The following is a 15,408-nucleotide window of genomic DNA, read 5'->3' as shown; positions in this document are numbered from 1 at the left end:
GGAGAGATCATGACAGCAACCAGGAACCACACCGCCCAACGGCGCACCCGCCAGCGTACGGCGGTGGAGGAGATCGTCAGCGCGGGCGATGACTTCCGCACTGCACAACAGATCCACGACGAGTTGCGGCATGCCGATGCCGGAGTCGGGCTGACCACGGTCTACCGCGCACTGCAGCTGATGGCCGACAGCGGCGAGGTGGACGCGATCCGCAACGCCGACGGGGAGATGAGCTACCGGCGGTGCTCCGGCGGCCACCATCACCACCTGGTCTGCCGCAGCTGCGGGCGCACAGTCGAGGTCACCGGTCCGACCGTGGAACGCTGGGCCAAGTCGATCGCGGAGAAGAACGGCTTCCGCGACGTCAACCACGAGTTGGAGATATTCGGCACCTGCTCCGACTGCTGAGGCGCGTGGTCAGCGGACCTTGTTGGGCACCGCCCCGCCGTAGCGGCGGTCCCGGTCGGCGTACAACTCGATCGCGTGCCAGAGATCGCGGCGATCAAAATCCGGCCACAGCCGGTTCAGGAAGACCATCTCGGCGTAGGCCGACTGCCAGACCAGGAAATTCGAGGTCCGCTGCTCCCCCGACGATCGGACGAACAGATCGACGTCGGGTATGTCCGGCTCGTCCAGGTAGCGGCGGAACCGTGCCTCGGTGAGTTTGGCCGGGTCGAGCCGGCCGGCCGCGGCCTCCTCAGCGATCCGCCGGGCGGCATCGACGATTTCGGCCCGTCCGCCGTAGTTGACGCAGAACTGCAGGGTCAGCACCGTGTTGTCGGCCGATTGCTGCTCGGCGGTCTCCAGCTCGTTGATCACGCTCCGCCACAGCCGCGGTCGGCGACCGGCCCACCGGACCCGTACGCCCATCGCATCCAACTCGTCACGTCGGCGGTGGATCACGTCGCGATTGAAGCCCATCAGGTAGCGCACCTCGTCGGGCGAACGGCGCCAGTTCTCGGTGGAGAACGCATAGGCCGACAGGTTTTTCACGCCGATCTCGATGGCGCCCTCGATGACGTCGAACAGGGACGCCTCGCCAGCCGCGTGTCCCTCGGTACGCGGCAGGTTGCGCGCTTTGGCCCAGCGACCGTTACCGTCCATCACGATCGCAACGTGGTTCGGTACCTTGTCCTTGGCGATCTTGGGCGGGCGGACCCCCGACGGATGCGGCTTCGGCGGCACGGGCTTCTTCACGGCCTCGACCCTATCTCCGCTTCCGTGAAGGACCGTGTAAGGAGGACGACGATTGTGAGTGCCGACGGATGAGTGACTACGCACCCCGAGATCTTGCCGCCGCGATCCCGCGCGGGCTGCTGTCCTTCCCGGTCACGCATTTCACCGATGACCTTGCCGTCGCCCCGGACGCCTACCGCGCGCACATCGAGCGGATGGCCGCGCATCCGGTGGCCGGACTCTTCGCGGCCGGCGGGACCGGCGAATTCTTCTCCCTCACACCCGCCGAGGTGCTCACCGTCGTCGATGCCGCGGTGCAGAGCGCGCCCGACGGCGTACCGATCCTGGCGCCGGCCGGCCGGGACACCGGTACCGCGGCCGAGTTGGCACGCGGTGCCGAGCAGGCCGGCGCCGACGGCATCCTGCTCTTTCCGCCGTATCTGACCGAGTCGGAACAGGACGGTCTGGCCGCCCACGTCGAGCAGGTCTGCCGGGCGACCTCGCTGGGTGTGATCATCTACAACCGCGCCAACGCCCGCTATGCGGCCGGCACCGTCGAGCGGCTCGCCGACAGCTGCCCCAATCTGATCGGGGTCAAGGACGGCATCGGTGATCTTGAACAGATGACCCAGATCTATGCCCGGATGCGGGAGCGATTGATCTACATCGGCGGGCTGCCGACCGCCGAGGTTTTCGCGCTGCCGTACAAACAGCTCGGGCTGAGCACCTACTCCTCGGCGATCTTCAACTTCGTCCCCGAATTCGCGCTGGACTTCTTCGCCGCGGTCCAGGCTGATGATCATGATTCCGTCTACCGGATGTTGTCCGATTTCGTGCTGCCTTACATCGAGTTGCGCAATCGAGGCAAGGGCTATGCGGTCAGCATCGTCAAGGCGGGCGTCCGAGCGGTCGGTCACCCGGCCGGACCCGTACGGCCACCGCTGCGTGATCTCGACGACCAGGAATTCGCCGAGCTGGAGACCCTGATCTCCAAGATCAAGAACTGATTCTGCTCGTTTCAAAGGAGACAACGTTGTTCTCGATAGCCGCCGTCCGTGTCACTCCGATCTTGATCGCCGACCCTCCGCTACTCAATGTGCAGGGGGTGCACCAGCCGTACACGCCGCGCACGATCGTCGAGATCGAGACCGCCTCCGGTGTCGTCGGGGTCGGCGAGACCTACGGTGACACGGATTATCTCAAGCTCGCCGAGGCATTCGCGCCGACCTTGATCAACAGCGTGCTGAATCCCGATCTGCTGCCGGCGGCCGTCCGCGACTGTGCCGAGCGTGTGGAGTTGGCGCGGATCGACAACACGGTCCAGGCGGAGGGGCTGCGCGGCAGCCGGTCACTGGGCAAGATCGCCAGCAGTGTGGCGTCGGCTTTCGAGGTGGCGATGTACGACGCCCTCGGGCACGAGACCGGTCTGCCGGTGCACGCACTGCTCGGCGGGAAGGTCCGCGACACGGTCGAATACAGCGCCTATCTCTTCTACCGCTGGGCCGAACATCCCGCGGACGGCTATGCGTTCCAGACCCCCACCGACGACTGGGGCGCGGCGCTCGATCCGGCCGGGGTGGTCGCGCAGGCGCAGCGAATGGCCGCGGACTACGGCTTCACCTCGTTCAAGCTCAAGGGCGGCGTGTTCGAGCCTGCCCAGGAGGTGGCGGCCGTCAAGGCGCTGGCGGAGGCCTTCCCCGGGCAACCGCTGCGGCTGGATCCCAACGGCGGCTGGACCGTTCCGACCAGCCTGGCCGTCGCGGCCGAGCTGGAAGGGATCGCCGAATATCTCGAGGACCCGACCGTCGGCACGCCCGGGATGGCGGCGGTGGCCGCGAAGACCTCGCTGCCGCTGGCGACCAACATGTGCGTGACCAGTTTCGAGGAGATCCCCGAGGCGTTCCGGACCGGCGCGGTCCAGGTGGTGCTGTCCGACCACCACTACTGGGGCGGGCTGCTCGCCACCCGCGAGCTGGCGGCGACCTGCCGCACCTTCGGCGTCGACCTGTCGATGCACTCCAACACCCACCTGGGCATCAGCCTGGCCGCCATGACCCAGGTGGCCGCGACCATCCCGACCCTGCGCTACGCCTGCGACTCACACCGGCCGTGGCAGGCCGAGGACGTGATCACCCGCCCGCACACCTTCACCGACGGACGGCTGCCGGTCACCGACACCCCGGGCCTGGGCATTGAGCTCGACCGAGACAGCCTGGCCCGGCTGCATCAGCGCTGGACCGAGTATCCGGAATTCCACCGTCGCGACGACGCGACCGCAATGCGCAAGGTGCACCCGGACTTCACCGCACCCAAACTGCCGATCTGGTAGCCCGCGAGTTCAGGGCGCCGGGACGAATCCTTCGGCCCGGACGCCCCACCGGCGAGGGAATCCCGGCGTGGGGACGTCCGGGGCACCGGCCCAGCCGCCCGCCATCAGGGCCACAGCCGAGAGGACGCCACCATTCCCCGGCAGGTAGAGGGGCAGTGACGGAGTCTGCCGGTTGTGCCCGTTGGTCAGGTAGGTGTTCTTGGCCCTGGGCGCGAGCAGCGCATCGACTGCCTGCTCCGGACGCCCGAGCCTCGTTGCGCACATGGCGAGGACGGGATAGTCCCAACCCCACGTCGTCTCCCAGTCCCAGTCGGAGAGGACGTCGTCGAGAGTGGCGGACATGATGCCGCGATCGACGAGGGGCGTCATCGGGAGCATTCCCAATGCACACAGCATCGAGGGGTGATCCGTGCGGACAGTCCAGGGTTCACACCCGATCGCTGCGTACGTTCCCGATCGGACCGTCGGTCGAGCCAGCTTTTGCGCCACCTCGGACCAGAGCGGCTCATCCGGCAGTCCGAGCCGTCGGCGCCAGGCGTTGGCGGCCGTGAGTGCCCACCCCCAGTACGCGAGTTCGAACGTCGGATCGACGACACGGTCCTTCAGGTCGGCGTACGTCTCCTGGGCCGGTATCAGCGGTGGCCCGAGCCGATAGCTGCCGTTGTCCGCGGCAGCATATCCGGCCATGAACGCCGCGGTGGCGAAGATCATCTCGGCAAACTGCTCCAGGATCTCGCGACCACGGACCGCGCGATACAGCAGCTCGGCGAGGTAGATGGGATGTGGTTGTTGCCAGATCAGGAACGGTCCGATATTGCTGGGTGATTCGCGAGCATCCGGGCCGATGTGTTTGGGCCATCTCGCGCCCGGCAGACCTTGTGCAAGCGCGATGTCCGTGGCGGCGGGAAGGGCATCGGCGAACCAGTCCAGTGTTGGCCGCAGCAGTTCGGGTCGGCCCCAGAGGGCGAAGTGGGAGGTATGCCACCAGGTCATCTCCAGATGGAACTTCCCAGCCCACGAGTTGCAGACCAGGCCGGTCTCGGCCGGTGGTGTCGATCCGGAGCAGTTGATCTTGGTGAGGTACTGGGACAGCACGACGCGCCGCTCCACCTCGGCCGCCTGCTCCGCGCCGGCCGCCCCAAGATCAAGAGCGGCACCGCTGCTCCAGAAGGAGCCCCATGCGGCCGCGGACCGGCTGCTCACCTCTTCCGTCGCCGGTCTTGCGTCGTGATTGCCCTCGTCCGCCGACGCGTCCCGCGAGAAGTCGATCACCAGCTCGGCATGCGGCGCGACGGCATTGATGATCACCTCATGTCGTACGCCACCGTGGACGGTAGTGCCTTCTGCGGACGCGATGATCACGCCGTAGCGGGTCTCGTCCAATCGTCGCTCGAGCTGCCAGCGGCTCCGTCCACGCTCGCGAAGGATGGTGGTGTGATCATCCGGGCGCGCCCAATCCGCGCCGTCGTGCCACTGCTGACTGCCGTACGGGAACCGAAGGCGGAGCACGAGACCGGAGGTCAGTGCCTGGCTGTCGATGGTCACCGCGAGCCGGTCGAGCTCCGGGTCGCAGATCGTCTCGACCCGCACAGGTGTCCCGCACCAGGTGAAGCTGCTGTGCAGGCGGCCCGACCACAGGTCGAGCTCCTGCACATCCCAGCGAAGATCGGCAAGTTCGAGAGGCCTCGGAGTCGATCCCCGATGATCGGCGAACCCGAGCAGACCGAGATGCAGCCGATGTGGGTTACCCCGCAGCCACTCGGCGCCCTGGCCCTCTCCACGTTCGACGGCAGCACTCAGATCCACATAGTCGACCGGGCCGTGCGGTGAGTCGTAATGGCGGAGTGAGTCGGCCAGTGACGGCAACGGATGCGCCGGTTCGACGTGCCAGCCCCACTGCGCATAGGTGCCGAGCAAGGTGCCCGGCCGATCATGATCCTTCTGCGGCGCCACCGGATACAGCTCCGGGAAGCTCTGCAGACCGGTGAGATCTGCCGTGAACGCGAACTCCCCATTGCCTACCGATACCGGAGACCGCGGATCCAGACTCCGTTGCACGACCCGATGGCGCCCCACGACCTCACGACGGTCGATGCCCGCCCCACTCATGTCCTGACCCCTCTTTGCTTCATGGTATTTTCTGCCCGCTGGCCCAGGAGCCGCGGCCGAGCGACTGTGCGGAAGTTCGGCCACATCCGACACAGATATCCAGGCCGCCAGGTCGAAGCTTCCATCAATCTCGAACGTCAGCTCAGCACCGACCACGTCGACGAAGTACAGACAGTTCACACTGCGGATCGACGCCAGATCCACCGTATTCCACTCCGCCACCCGGAAGAACCCAGCGCCCGTCCGGTGGAGCGTGACGCGACAGCAGGATTGCGCCACGTTGATCGATGCAAACTCCGTACCAGAGCCACCGAAGCTGACCAGAGCCGTTCCGGACGCCGATGATCAACTATCTCCTGAACTGGTCGCGATCGCCGGTCGATGGCTGGCCTGTATGGGCACGAATTGCCGGAGTCCCTCTCGACACCGACCGCTCCGCCGGGTGGACGACAGGCCAGGCGCCCGACTCCTCTGTCACAGATCTCCTCGGCGGCCCCGACCTTGCCACCACAGAACGACGGCAGACTCCGGGCGACTCCAGCAATCGGTATCTGGGCGTGTCTTCGCCTGCGGCGGAAACCAGGACGCTATTTTCACCTCTGTAAGCAGAGGTGATGGCCGCCGACCTGCAAGTCGAGTGCCGATAGGAAATGATCAGTGGCAACTCATGCCGAGAGCGTGCCGGGTGGGGCCGCTCTGTCGATCCGGTTTTCAGTTGTCATTCCGGCCCGCAACGAGGTCGCTCTGCTTCCTGCGACATTGCGTGGCCTGGACCAGCAGGACTTCGCCGGAGCGTACGAAGTGATCGTGGTCGACAACGGGAGTACCGATCAGACGGCCGAGGTCGCCCGAGCCGGCGGTGTTCGGGTGGTTACCGAGCCTCGCCGCGGTGTGTGTCAGGCACGCCAGACCGGGACTCTCGCGGCTCGCGGCGAGATCATCGTGTCCACCGACGCCGACACCGTTCATCGGCCCGATTGGCTTCGCCGGATTGATCAACACTATGCGGGCGATCCGGGCTTGGTGGCGGTCGGCGGCGGCTGCAGATTCACTGGAGCGGCCTGGTGGGCGCGAGCGTACCCGTTCCTGCTGTTCAATGGTGTCGGCCTGTGTTACCGGCTGACCGGTCGCGTTTGGTACGTGTCCGCCGCCAATCTGTCGTTCCGCCGGGACGCCTGGAGCGGCTACGACGTGAATCTGACGCAGGGCGGGGACGAACTCGACCAGCTCCACAGGCTGCGAAAGGCCGGCCGGGTCGCGTTCGACCCGACGCTGTTCGTCGACACGTCAGCGCGCCGACTGAACCGCGGCGTCTGGTACAACCTCGTGATCACGTTGGCCTACTACTACCTGCTCGGCTATCTCATCAACCGCATCAGCGGACGCCCGCTGCTGCCGATGGCTCCGGAGTTTCGCCCGGTGCAGACGACACGACTTTCCCGATCGACGACCGCCCCCTCCGGCCAACTGCCTATGCGCCTGGCGGCAGCAGCGGCGATGATCACCATCCTGACCTTCGTGATGATCATCTCTCCCACGAGTCGAGCCGCGGCAGAGGGCGTCGCCGATCATGTCCACTCCGCGGTCCGCCACCTGGTACGTCGATGAGCAGATCGGCGACCGTGGCCGTCGCCGCAGGCGCGATAGCCGTCGGCGCGGGTCTCGGGTCGAGCTACCGCCTGTTGCTGTCGGAAACATCACAGGCTGTTGGGCCATTTCCCTACCGCGGATCTGCCGAGCAACGCGTGGTCGCGCTGACATTCGACGACGGACCCAATGACCCGCACACCGCTGCCCTGGCTGAACTGCTTGCCGACAAGGGCGTACGCGCGACGTTCTTCCAGGTGGGCCGCTGCATAGAGCGCCATCCCCACCGCAGTGCCGAATTGGCCGCGGCCGGGCACCTGATCGGAAACCACAGCTACCGTCATCACGCGGCCGACTACCTGCGACCGAACCGCTTCCTGTCTGATCTCGTTCGCACCCAACGCATCATCGCCGACGTAACCGGCACTACGCCGCGCTACTGTCGGCCTCCCTGGCTGTACCGGACCCCGATGCTGCTGTCAGCCATGCGTGCTTACGGACTCCAAGTTGTATCCGGGCGCTTCTGCCACCCGCTGGAGGTGCTGCAGCCAACTGCCCACCGGATCGCCGATGGCGCTGTCCAGCGGGCCGAGCCCGGCGGCATCCTGATCTTCCACGACGGCTTCGACGACCGTGGCGGATACCGCGGCAACACCGTTGAGGCGATCGGTATGGTCATCGATCGGCTCCGTGACGATGGATACGATTTCGTGACCGTTGACAAGCTTGTAGGACCATCGCCGGTCGATTAGTCATCGGCGACGCCCGACGGGGCGCGAGAGCGTTCCGGCGAGATGGTCTTTCGTGACTGCCAAACGCAGAGCTACATCTGTTCCTCCGGTGTGTTCGCGATCAGGGCCTGGTTCAGTCGTGCGAGGTTCATCCACATTCCGACGACCCCTTAACGCCCTAGTCGACCCCTTGGGTCCCGGTGACATTCCGAGTCCCAGCAGCTGTCCGGGACACCCGAACGGGCACCATACGGTCGCCGGTCCGGGCTGGGTTCGGCACCATGAGGAACAATGGCTGGGTGCCGACCTATCGCGATGCAGCAGTTGTGCTGCGGACCCACAAGTTGGGTGAAGCGGATCGGATCATCACCATGCTCACCCGGGAGCGCGGGAAGATCCGAGCCGTCGCGAAGGGCGTCCGGCGTACGTCGTCGAAATTCGGTGCCCGGCTCGAGCCGTTCAGTCATGTGGACATCCAGCTGGCGACCGGGCGCACCCTCGACGTCGTCACCCAAACGGTCAGCCTGGACGCCTTCGGTCAGGGCCTGATCGAGGACTACCCCCGCTACACCGCGGGCGAGGCGATGCTGGAGATGGCCGACCGGCTGGTCGCCGAGGAGCGTGAGCCGGCGCTGCAGCACTACCGCCTGCTGGTCGGGGCGCTCCGGGTGCTCGAGCGCGGCACCACCTCCGACGGCCCGCGGCCGGCGTCGATGATCCTGGACTCCTATCTGCTGCGCTCGCTGGCGGTTGCCGGCTACGCACCGTCGTTCGGTCCGTGCGCCCGCTGCGGAACGGTCGGTCCGCATCAGGCCTTCGCCGCCGCACTGGGTGGCGTGGTCTGCGAGAACTGCCGGCCGCCCGGCTCGGCGCGCCCCGCGCTCGAGACGATCGCCCTGCTGGGGGCGTTGCTCGAGGGTGACTGGCCGGCCACCCGGGACGCCGAACCGTTCGTGATCAAGCAGGCCAGCAGCTTGACGGCCGCGTACGCCGTCTGGCACCTGGACCGCAATCTCAGGTCCCTCGCCCATGTCGAACGCTGAGCCGCCCGAGCCGACGCAGCGCACCTTCGGGCGCCCGCCTCGGCCGGGCGCCCCCGCGCCATCCGATCCTGTCGTCCCTCCAGGTCCGGGCAGGCGGATCCAGCCGTCCACGATCGTGATCATCGCGCTGGTGGTGATCATGGTCGTCGGCACTGCGATCGTCCCGGTGCTGACGCCGGTCGTCGATCGCTGGCTGGACCAGCGCCGGCCACCGGATCACAGCGTGCCGCACGACCCGGGACCACCGGTCAGCACCGGCAGCAGCGATCGCGGCGGGCCGGGAGTGGGTGACCCGTACTATCCGGACTACGGCAGCAGCGGGTACGACGCCAGGAAGTACACGATCAACCTGAACTGGGCGCCCAAGACCCAGAAGCTGTCCGGCACCACCACGATCGATGCCCGTTCCGACCACGAGCTGCTGTCCTTCTACGTCGACCTGGTGCTACCAGTCACCAAGATCACCGTGAACGGACGACCCGCGCGTTTCGACCGCGAGGGTAGTTACGACGTCAGGATCGTTCCTCAGCGGGCGATCCGTGCCCACAAGGCGTTCTCGGTCACCGTCACCTACGGCGGCAATCCCGCGAACCACCGGATCGACAACGTCGAGCCGTGGAGCGTCACCGGCGACGAGGTCACCGCGGCCGGTGAGCCCGAGGGATCGGCCTGGTGGTATCCCGCCAATGATCATCCGTCCGATCCGGCCAGCTACGACGTCTCGGTACGCGTCCCGGCCGGACTGGACGTGATCAGCAACGGGCGGCTGGTGTCCCGCGACACCGGTCATGAGAAGAGCTTCGACACCTGGCACTGGGTCACACCGCAGACCCTGGACACCTATCAGTCGCTGCTGTCGATCGGCCACTACGAGATCGAACAAGGCACCGCGGGCAGATGGCCCTACGTCTACGCTGTCTCGGACAACCTCTCGGCCGCCGACCGTAAGAAGGCATTCGCCAATCTGGAGCTGACGCCCAAGATCATCTCCGCCGAGGAGAACGTCTACGGCCCGTATCCCTATGACGCGATCGGCGGGCTGGTGACCGGACATGACCTCTGGTACGACGGGCTCGAATCAGCGACCAGGCCGGTCTACGACGCCCGCGACATGACCCACGGCAACGCCTCCAGCCTGCTGGCCCACGAGCTGGCGCACATGTGGTTCGGCGACCACGTCACCCTCAAGCAGTGGAACGACATCTTCATCAGTGAGGCGTACGCGTCCTTCAGCCAGTGGTGGTACGCCGAGAAGACCGGTGGGCGGAGCGCCGCATCGCAACTGCAGCGGACCTACGATCAGTACGCGAACACTCCCGAGCTCTGGCACATCAGCATGATCGATCCGGGCCGTGATCATCTTTTCGATGCCGTCTATCTCCGCGGCCCGATGACGCTGCAGGCACTGCGCACGGTGATCGGCGACGAAGCGTTCTTCCGACTGGCGCGGACGTGGGCCCAGCGCGGTGGCGTACACAGCCTCGAGGACTGGATGAAACTGGCCGAACGGATCAGCCACCAGGACCTGACCGGGTTCTTCCAAGCGTGGATCTACGGGCCGACCGCACCGGCCAAGACCAAGGCCAACGGTCTCGCCTGATCCCACTGGGAAAGCGATTTACAGCCGGGTTCTAGGCTCCCTGACGCCTGGCGCAGGCCTCGGCAACGCCTGTTGAAACCTTCCAATCGGTAGTTGACGTACCTCGTGGGTAAGCGCATACTCTTGCGGAAAGCCGTTTTCAGTGTGGAAGGCAGCGATGGGAATGTTCAACAGACGTCAGTTCTTGGTAGGCGCGGCAGCCGCCGCTTCGGCCTCCAGCATCGGTCTCGCCGCCTGTTCCGGGGGCGGCTCGTCGGACGGATCGGCAACCCTTAGCTTCGGCTGGTGGGGCAACGACGTCCGCAACCGGGAGACCGACCAAGCGATCAAGGCCTATATGAAGGCCAACCCGAAGGTCACGATCAAACAGCAGCCCGGGGAATGGGACAGTTACTGGGACAAGTTGTCCACCGAGGTGGCGGGGAAGAACGCACCGGACGTCATCCAGATGGACATGGCCTACATCAGCCAGTACGCCAAGAACGGCACCCTGCTCGACCTCAGTCAGTACGGCGTCGACACCTCGAAATTCGCACCCGCCACGGTCGATTCCGGCAAGATCGACGGCAAGCTCGTCGGCATCAACGCCGGCATCAACTCGCTGACCATCCTGGTCAACCCGGAACTCTTCGAGAAGGCCGGGGTCGACCTGCCCGATGACACGAAATGGACCTGGGACGACTATCTGAGCCTGTCCACCGAATTGCAGGCCAAGGGTCCGACCGGGACGACCGGCACCCAGTGCGCCTTTCCGACCGACAACATGCTGCAGATCTGGTTGCGCCAGAACGGCAAGGACCTCTACACCGCCGACGGCCTCGCCTTCACCGCCGACGATCTGGCCCAATACCTGGACATCATGGTCCGGTTCATGAACGCGCATGCCATGCCGACCGCCTCGGCGATCAACGAGGAGGTCGGCAAGTCGATCGACCAGACCGCCTTCGGCACCGGCAAGCAGGGCTTTGCGCTCTACTGGTCCAACCAGTTGGAGGCCGTGAACGAGGCGTCCGGGACGACGATGAAGATGTTGCGGCCGCCGACCGTTGCCGGTGACGCGACCAAGCTCAACGGCTACTACAAGGCGTCGATGCTCTGGTCCGGCTACGCGGGCAGTAAGGATCCGGAAGCGGTCGGCAAGTTGATCAACTGGTGGGTGAACAACACCGCCTGTGCCAAGATCTGCCTCGACGAACGCGGCACACCCGCCAACACCGAGATCGTCACGGCGATCGAGTCCAAGCTCACCGCAGCGGGTAAGGCGGCCGTCGCCTATCTGGACGACATCAAGCCCGGCCTCGGCAAGACGCCGGCCGCACCACCAGCAGGCAGCAGCCAGATCGGCGACATCATGCAGCGACACACCAACGACATCCTCTTCGGCAAGGACAAGCCCGCCACTGCCGCGCCCAAGATCGTCAGCGAGTTGCAGGCTGCGATCAAGAGCGCGCAGTAGGCACTGACCAAAGGGATCACTGAGCCGATGAGCGCCATCTCGGAGCTGACCTCACTGCGGCGGACGCGGGCGAAGACCGCAGCCGAAAGACAACAGCAACGCAAGGAGAACGGCCGTGACAACAAGGCGGGCTATCTCTTCCTGCTGCCCTGGCTCGTCGGCCTGGTGGTGATCACCATCGGTCCGATGTGCGCGTCGCTCTACTTGTCCTTCACCGACTACAACCTGCTGCAGCCACCCAAATGGGCGGGACTGGCCAACTTCCGCGAGATGCTGCATGACACCCGGCTGCACCAGTCGCTGAAGGTCACCTTCATCTACGTGTTCGTCGGGGTCCCGCTGCAACTGGCGCTGGCCCTGGTCATCGCGCTTGCCCTCGACAAGGGAATGAAGGGGCTGTCCTTCTACCGTTCGATCTTCTATCTTCCGTCGATGCTCGGCGGATCGGTGGCGATCGCGGTGCTGTGGCGGCAGATCTTCGGCACCGATGGGCTGATCAACCAGGCGCTCCGGCTGGTCGGCATCAATGCCCACACCGGTTGGGTGTCCGACCCGAGCTATGCCCTGGGCACGATCATCATCCTGCATATCTGGACCTTCGGGTCACCGATGGTGATCTTCCTGGCCGGCCTGCGGCAGATCCCGACCATGTACTACGAGGCCGCGGCGGTCGACGGGGCCCGGCGCTGGGCTCGATTCTCCAAGATCACGATGCCGCTGCTCTCCCCCATCGTGTTCTTCAACCTTGTGCTGCAGATCATCGGCGCGTTCCAGTCCTTCACCCAGGCGTTCGTGGTCTCCGGCGGGACCGGCGGCCCGTCGGACTCGACCCTGTTCTACACGCTGTATCTCTACAACCGCGGCTTCGCCAACCTGCAGATGGGCTACGCCTCGGCGATGGCCTGGGTGCTGCTGGTGATCATCGGCGCCTTCACCGCGATCAACTTCTTCGCCTCCAAGTACTGGGTCTTCTACGATGACTAGCACCCTCGCGACACCGCGTACCACTGACCGGCCGGCCGGTCCCGACCCCCATCGGATCGGCCGCCGCCGACGCCGGGGGGTGGGCTCGACCGTCTGGTCGGTGGTCAAGCACCTCATCCTGATCGGCTGCAGCCTGCTGATGATCTATCCGCTGTTGTGGATGCTGGTCAGCTCGTTCCGGCCGACCAACACGATCTTCCGGACGCCGGGACTCTGGCTGCACAATCCGACGCTGGCCAACTACACCCACGGCTGGCACGCGCTGACCTCACCGTTCGGCCAGTATCTGATCAACTCCGGGATCGTCGTACTGGGCGCGATCCTCGGCAACGTGGCATCCTGCTCGCTGGCGGCGTACGCCTTCGCGCGGCTGAGATTCCGTGGCCGGACGCTGTGGTTCGCGATCATGCTGCTGTCGATCATGCTGCCGATCCACGTCGTGGTCGTGCCGCAGTACATCATCTTCAACAACCTCGACTGGGTGAACACCTTCATCCCGTTGATCCTGCCCAAGTTCCTGGCCACCGACGCCTTCTTCGTCTTCCTGATGGTGCAGTTCATCCGCGGCATCCCGAAGGACCTGGACGAGGCGGCCCGGATCGACGGCTGCGGGCACTGGGGCATCTTCACCCGGGTGGTCCTGCCGCTGATGGTCCCCGCGATCGCGACGACGGTGATCTTCACCTTCATCTGGACCTGGGGCGACTTCTTCACCGCGCTGATCTATCTGACCTCCCCCGACAAGTACACGACACCGGTCGCGCTACGCTCCTTCCTGGACTCGACCAGCGGTAGTGACTGGGGCGCCATGTTCGCCATGTCGATCGTCTCGTTGCTGCCGGTGTTCCTGGTGTTCTTGTTCGGCCAGCGCTACCTGATCAAGGGCATCTCCACCACCGGGATCAAGTAGCGTACAGATCCCGAGCTTGTCGAAGGGCTGAACCTCGACTGAGAGGAATGTTGTGACCAAGCGACGTTATGTCGTTGTCGGAACCGGTCATCGGGTGCACATGTACCTGGGGGCAATCTCAGGTGATCATGCCGGCGATGCCGAACTAGTGGGCCTGTTGGACCGCAACCCGGGCCGGGTGCAGTACCACCTGGCCCGACTACAGCAGACCGGTTTGGACACCAGCGGTGTGGTCACCGGCTCGGGCGACGACCTGGAACGCGTGATCGCCGACCAGCACGCCGACCGGGTGATCATCACCACCCCGGACTTCACCCACGCCGACTACATCGTCCGCGCCATGGAGGCCGGCGTCGACGTCGTCGTGGAGAAACCGCTGACCATGCGACCCGACTACGCCCGCCGCATCATCGAGACCGTCCAGCGCACCGGCAAACAGATCGTCGTCACCCACAACTACCGCTACTCACCGCGCAACAGCGCCCTCAAAGAGCTGATCAAGTCCGGAAAGATCGGCACGGTCCTCTCGGTCACCTTCGAATGGGTGCTGGACACCGCTCACGGCGCCGACTACTTCCGCCGCTGGCACCGCGACAAGGCCAACTCCGGCGGCCTGCTGATCCACAAGGCCTCCCACCACTTCGACCTGGTCAATTGGTGGATCGCCGACGTACCCCAACGGGTCTACGCCCGCGGCGGCGTCAAGTTCTACGGCGACCAGAACGCCGACGCCCGCGGCCTGGCGCCACGTCCCGACCGCGGCACGCACGACGGCCCCCACACACCATGGGAACTTGATCTCCGCAACGACCCCACGCTCAAGGCGCTCTACCTGGACAACGAGTCGTATGACGGCTACCACCGCGACCAGGACGTCTTCTCCGCCGGAGTGACCACCGAGGACAACCTGGCGCTCGTCGTCGACTACGCCGGTGGCCCGGTACTCTCCTACTCCCTCAACGCGCACTCCCCGTGGGAGGGCTACCGGGTCGCGGTCAACGGCACCGAAGGCCGTGCCGAACTCGAGGTGATCGAACGCGCAGCGGTGCTCACCGATGATCAAGGAAACGTGATCGTCGACCCGAGCGCGCTGCCCGAGAACGCCGGCCGGCACGGCGGCCAGCGGCTCACCCTGCAACGCCACTGGGAACCCGCTGTCGAGGTGCCGATCCCCGAAGGCGCCGGCGGCCACGGCGGCGGCGACGCCCTGCTGCTCAACGACGTCTTCCAGGGTCACATCACTGAGGCAGGGGGCGACGACTGGCTGGAACGTCCGTCGGACTGGAAGGACGGTCTCCGCTCGATCTCGGTCGGACTGATGGGCAACGAGTCGCTGCGGACCGGTCAGCCGGTCAGCCTGGAGGACCTCGACCTCGGCGTCGACCTCTCCCGCTAACCCCGCGAGGGGTCACTTAATCACTCATCTGTGCGGCGTGTCGTCGCGGCGAGGTCCGAGCCGCTGACGACACGCCGCACAGATTGA

At 65.7% G+C, this 15,408-nt stretch carries 13 protein-coding genes; 11 read left to right on the top strand and 2 right to left on the bottom strand.

The features are described from left to right. The first annotated feature begins 9 nt into the window (after positions 1-9). Positions 10-408, top strand: coding sequence for a Fur family transcriptional regulator (locus IEY07_RS10965; protein ID WP_188895367.1), 399 nt, complete (start codon positions 10-12; stop codon positions 406-408). Between the two features lie 9 nt (positions 409-417). Here the strand turns inward: IEY07_RS10965 and IEY07_RS10960 are convergent, their stop codons facing one another. Further along, positions 418-1,197 (bottom strand): isoprenyl transferase, encoded by a 780-nt coding sequence (locus IEY07_RS10960; RefSeq protein ID WP_188895366.1) that lies wholly within the window; start codon positions 1,195-1,197, stop codon positions 418-420. A 68-nt stretch (positions 1,198-1,265) separates the two neighbouring features. On the opposite strand from IEY07_RS10960, the gene kdgD reads away from it, so the two are divergent. After that, the gene (gene kdgD / locus IEY07_RS10955; protein ID WP_188895365.1) at positions 1,266-2,183 is read left to right on the top strand and encodes a 5-dehydro-4-deoxyglucarate dehydratase; all 918 of its coding nucleotides are present in this window, start codon (positions 1,266-1,268) and stop codon (positions 2,181-2,183) included. A 26-nt stretch (positions 2,184-2,209) separates the two neighbouring features. Then, positions 2,210-3,505, top strand: a complete 1,296-nt coding sequence (locus tag IEY07_RS10950) for an enolase C-terminal domain-like protein (RefSeq protein WP_188895364.1) — start codon at positions 2,210-2,212, stop codon at positions 3,503-3,505. Between the two features lie 9 nt (positions 3,506-3,514). Here IEY07_RS10950 and IEY07_RS10945 read toward each other — a convergent pair whose 3' ends face one another. Then, complete coding sequence (locus IEY07_RS10945; RefSeq protein ID WP_188895363.1) at positions 3,515-5,614, bottom strand: hypothetical protein; 2,100 nt, start codon at positions 5,612-5,614, stop codon at positions 3,515-3,517. 657 nt (positions 5,615-6,271) lie between these two features. On the opposite strand from IEY07_RS10945, the gene IEY07_RS10940 reads away from it, so the two are divergent. The 8 genes from IEY07_RS10940 to IEY07_RS10905 all read left to right on the top strand — a co-directional run bounded on the left by IEY07_RS10940 (position 6,272) and on the right by IEY07_RS10905 (position 15,321). Continuing rightward, positions 6,272-7,222 (top strand): glycosyltransferase family 2 protein, encoded by a 951-nt coding sequence (locus tag IEY07_RS10940; protein WP_188895362.1) that lies wholly within the window; start codon positions 6,272-6,274, stop codon positions 7,220-7,222. A 14-nt stretch (positions 7,223-7,236) separates the two neighbouring features. Then, the gene (locus IEY07_RS10935) at positions 7,237-7,953 is read left to right on the top strand and encodes a polysaccharide deacetylase family protein (protein ID WP_229669953.1); all 717 of its coding nucleotides are present in this window, start codon (positions 7,237-7,239) and stop codon (positions 7,951-7,953) included. Between the two features lie 278 nt (positions 7,954-8,231). Continuing rightward, the gene (recO, locus tag IEY07_RS10930; RefSeq protein ID WP_188895451.1) at positions 8,232-8,975 is read left to right on the top strand and encodes a DNA repair protein RecO; all 744 of its coding nucleotides are present in this window, start codon (positions 8,232-8,234) and stop codon (positions 8,973-8,975) included. After that, a complete protein-coding gene (locus IEY07_RS10925; protein ID WP_188895361.1) occupies positions 8,962-10,575 on the top strand; it encodes a M1 family metallopeptidase in 1,614 nt (537 codons plus the stop codon). The genes recO and IEY07_RS10925 overlap by 14 nt, the downstream gene beginning before the upstream one ends. A 163-nt stretch (positions 10,576-10,738) precedes the next feature. Further along, positions 10,739-12,031, top strand: a complete 1,293-nt coding sequence (locus tag IEY07_RS10920) for an ABC transporter substrate-binding protein (RefSeq protein WP_188895360.1) — start codon at positions 10,739-10,741, stop codon at positions 12,029-12,031. Positions 12,032-12,058: 27 nt separating this feature from the next. Beyond that, the gene (locus tag IEY07_RS10915; RefSeq protein WP_188895359.1) at positions 12,059-13,015 is read left to right on the top strand and encodes a carbohydrate ABC transporter permease; all 957 of its coding nucleotides are present in this window, start codon (positions 12,059-12,061) and stop codon (positions 13,013-13,015) included. Positions 13,016-13,115: 100 nt separating this feature from the next. Beyond that, positions 13,116-13,925 (top strand): carbohydrate ABC transporter permease, encoded by an 810-nt coding sequence (locus tag IEY07_RS10910; RefSeq protein ID WP_229669952.1) that lies wholly within the window; start codon positions 13,116-13,118, stop codon positions 13,923-13,925. Positions 13,926-13,977: 52 nt separating this feature from the next. Next, on the top strand, positions 13,978-15,321 hold the full coding sequence (locus tag IEY07_RS10905) for a Gfo/Idh/MocA family oxidoreductase (RefSeq protein ID WP_229669951.1): 1,344 nt from the start codon (positions 13,978-13,980) through the stop codon (positions 15,319-15,321). Positions 15,322-15,408 lie beyond the last annotated feature (87 nt).

Source organism: Microlunatus endophyticus (genome assembly GCF_014646195.1).
Taxonomy (GTDB): domain Bacteria; phylum Actinomycetota; class Actinomycetes; order Propionibacteriales; family Propionibacteriaceae; genus Microlunatus; species Microlunatus endophyticus.
Note: the sequence above shows the minus strand (reverse complement) of the source record. Positions and strands in the feature narration are given on the sequence as shown.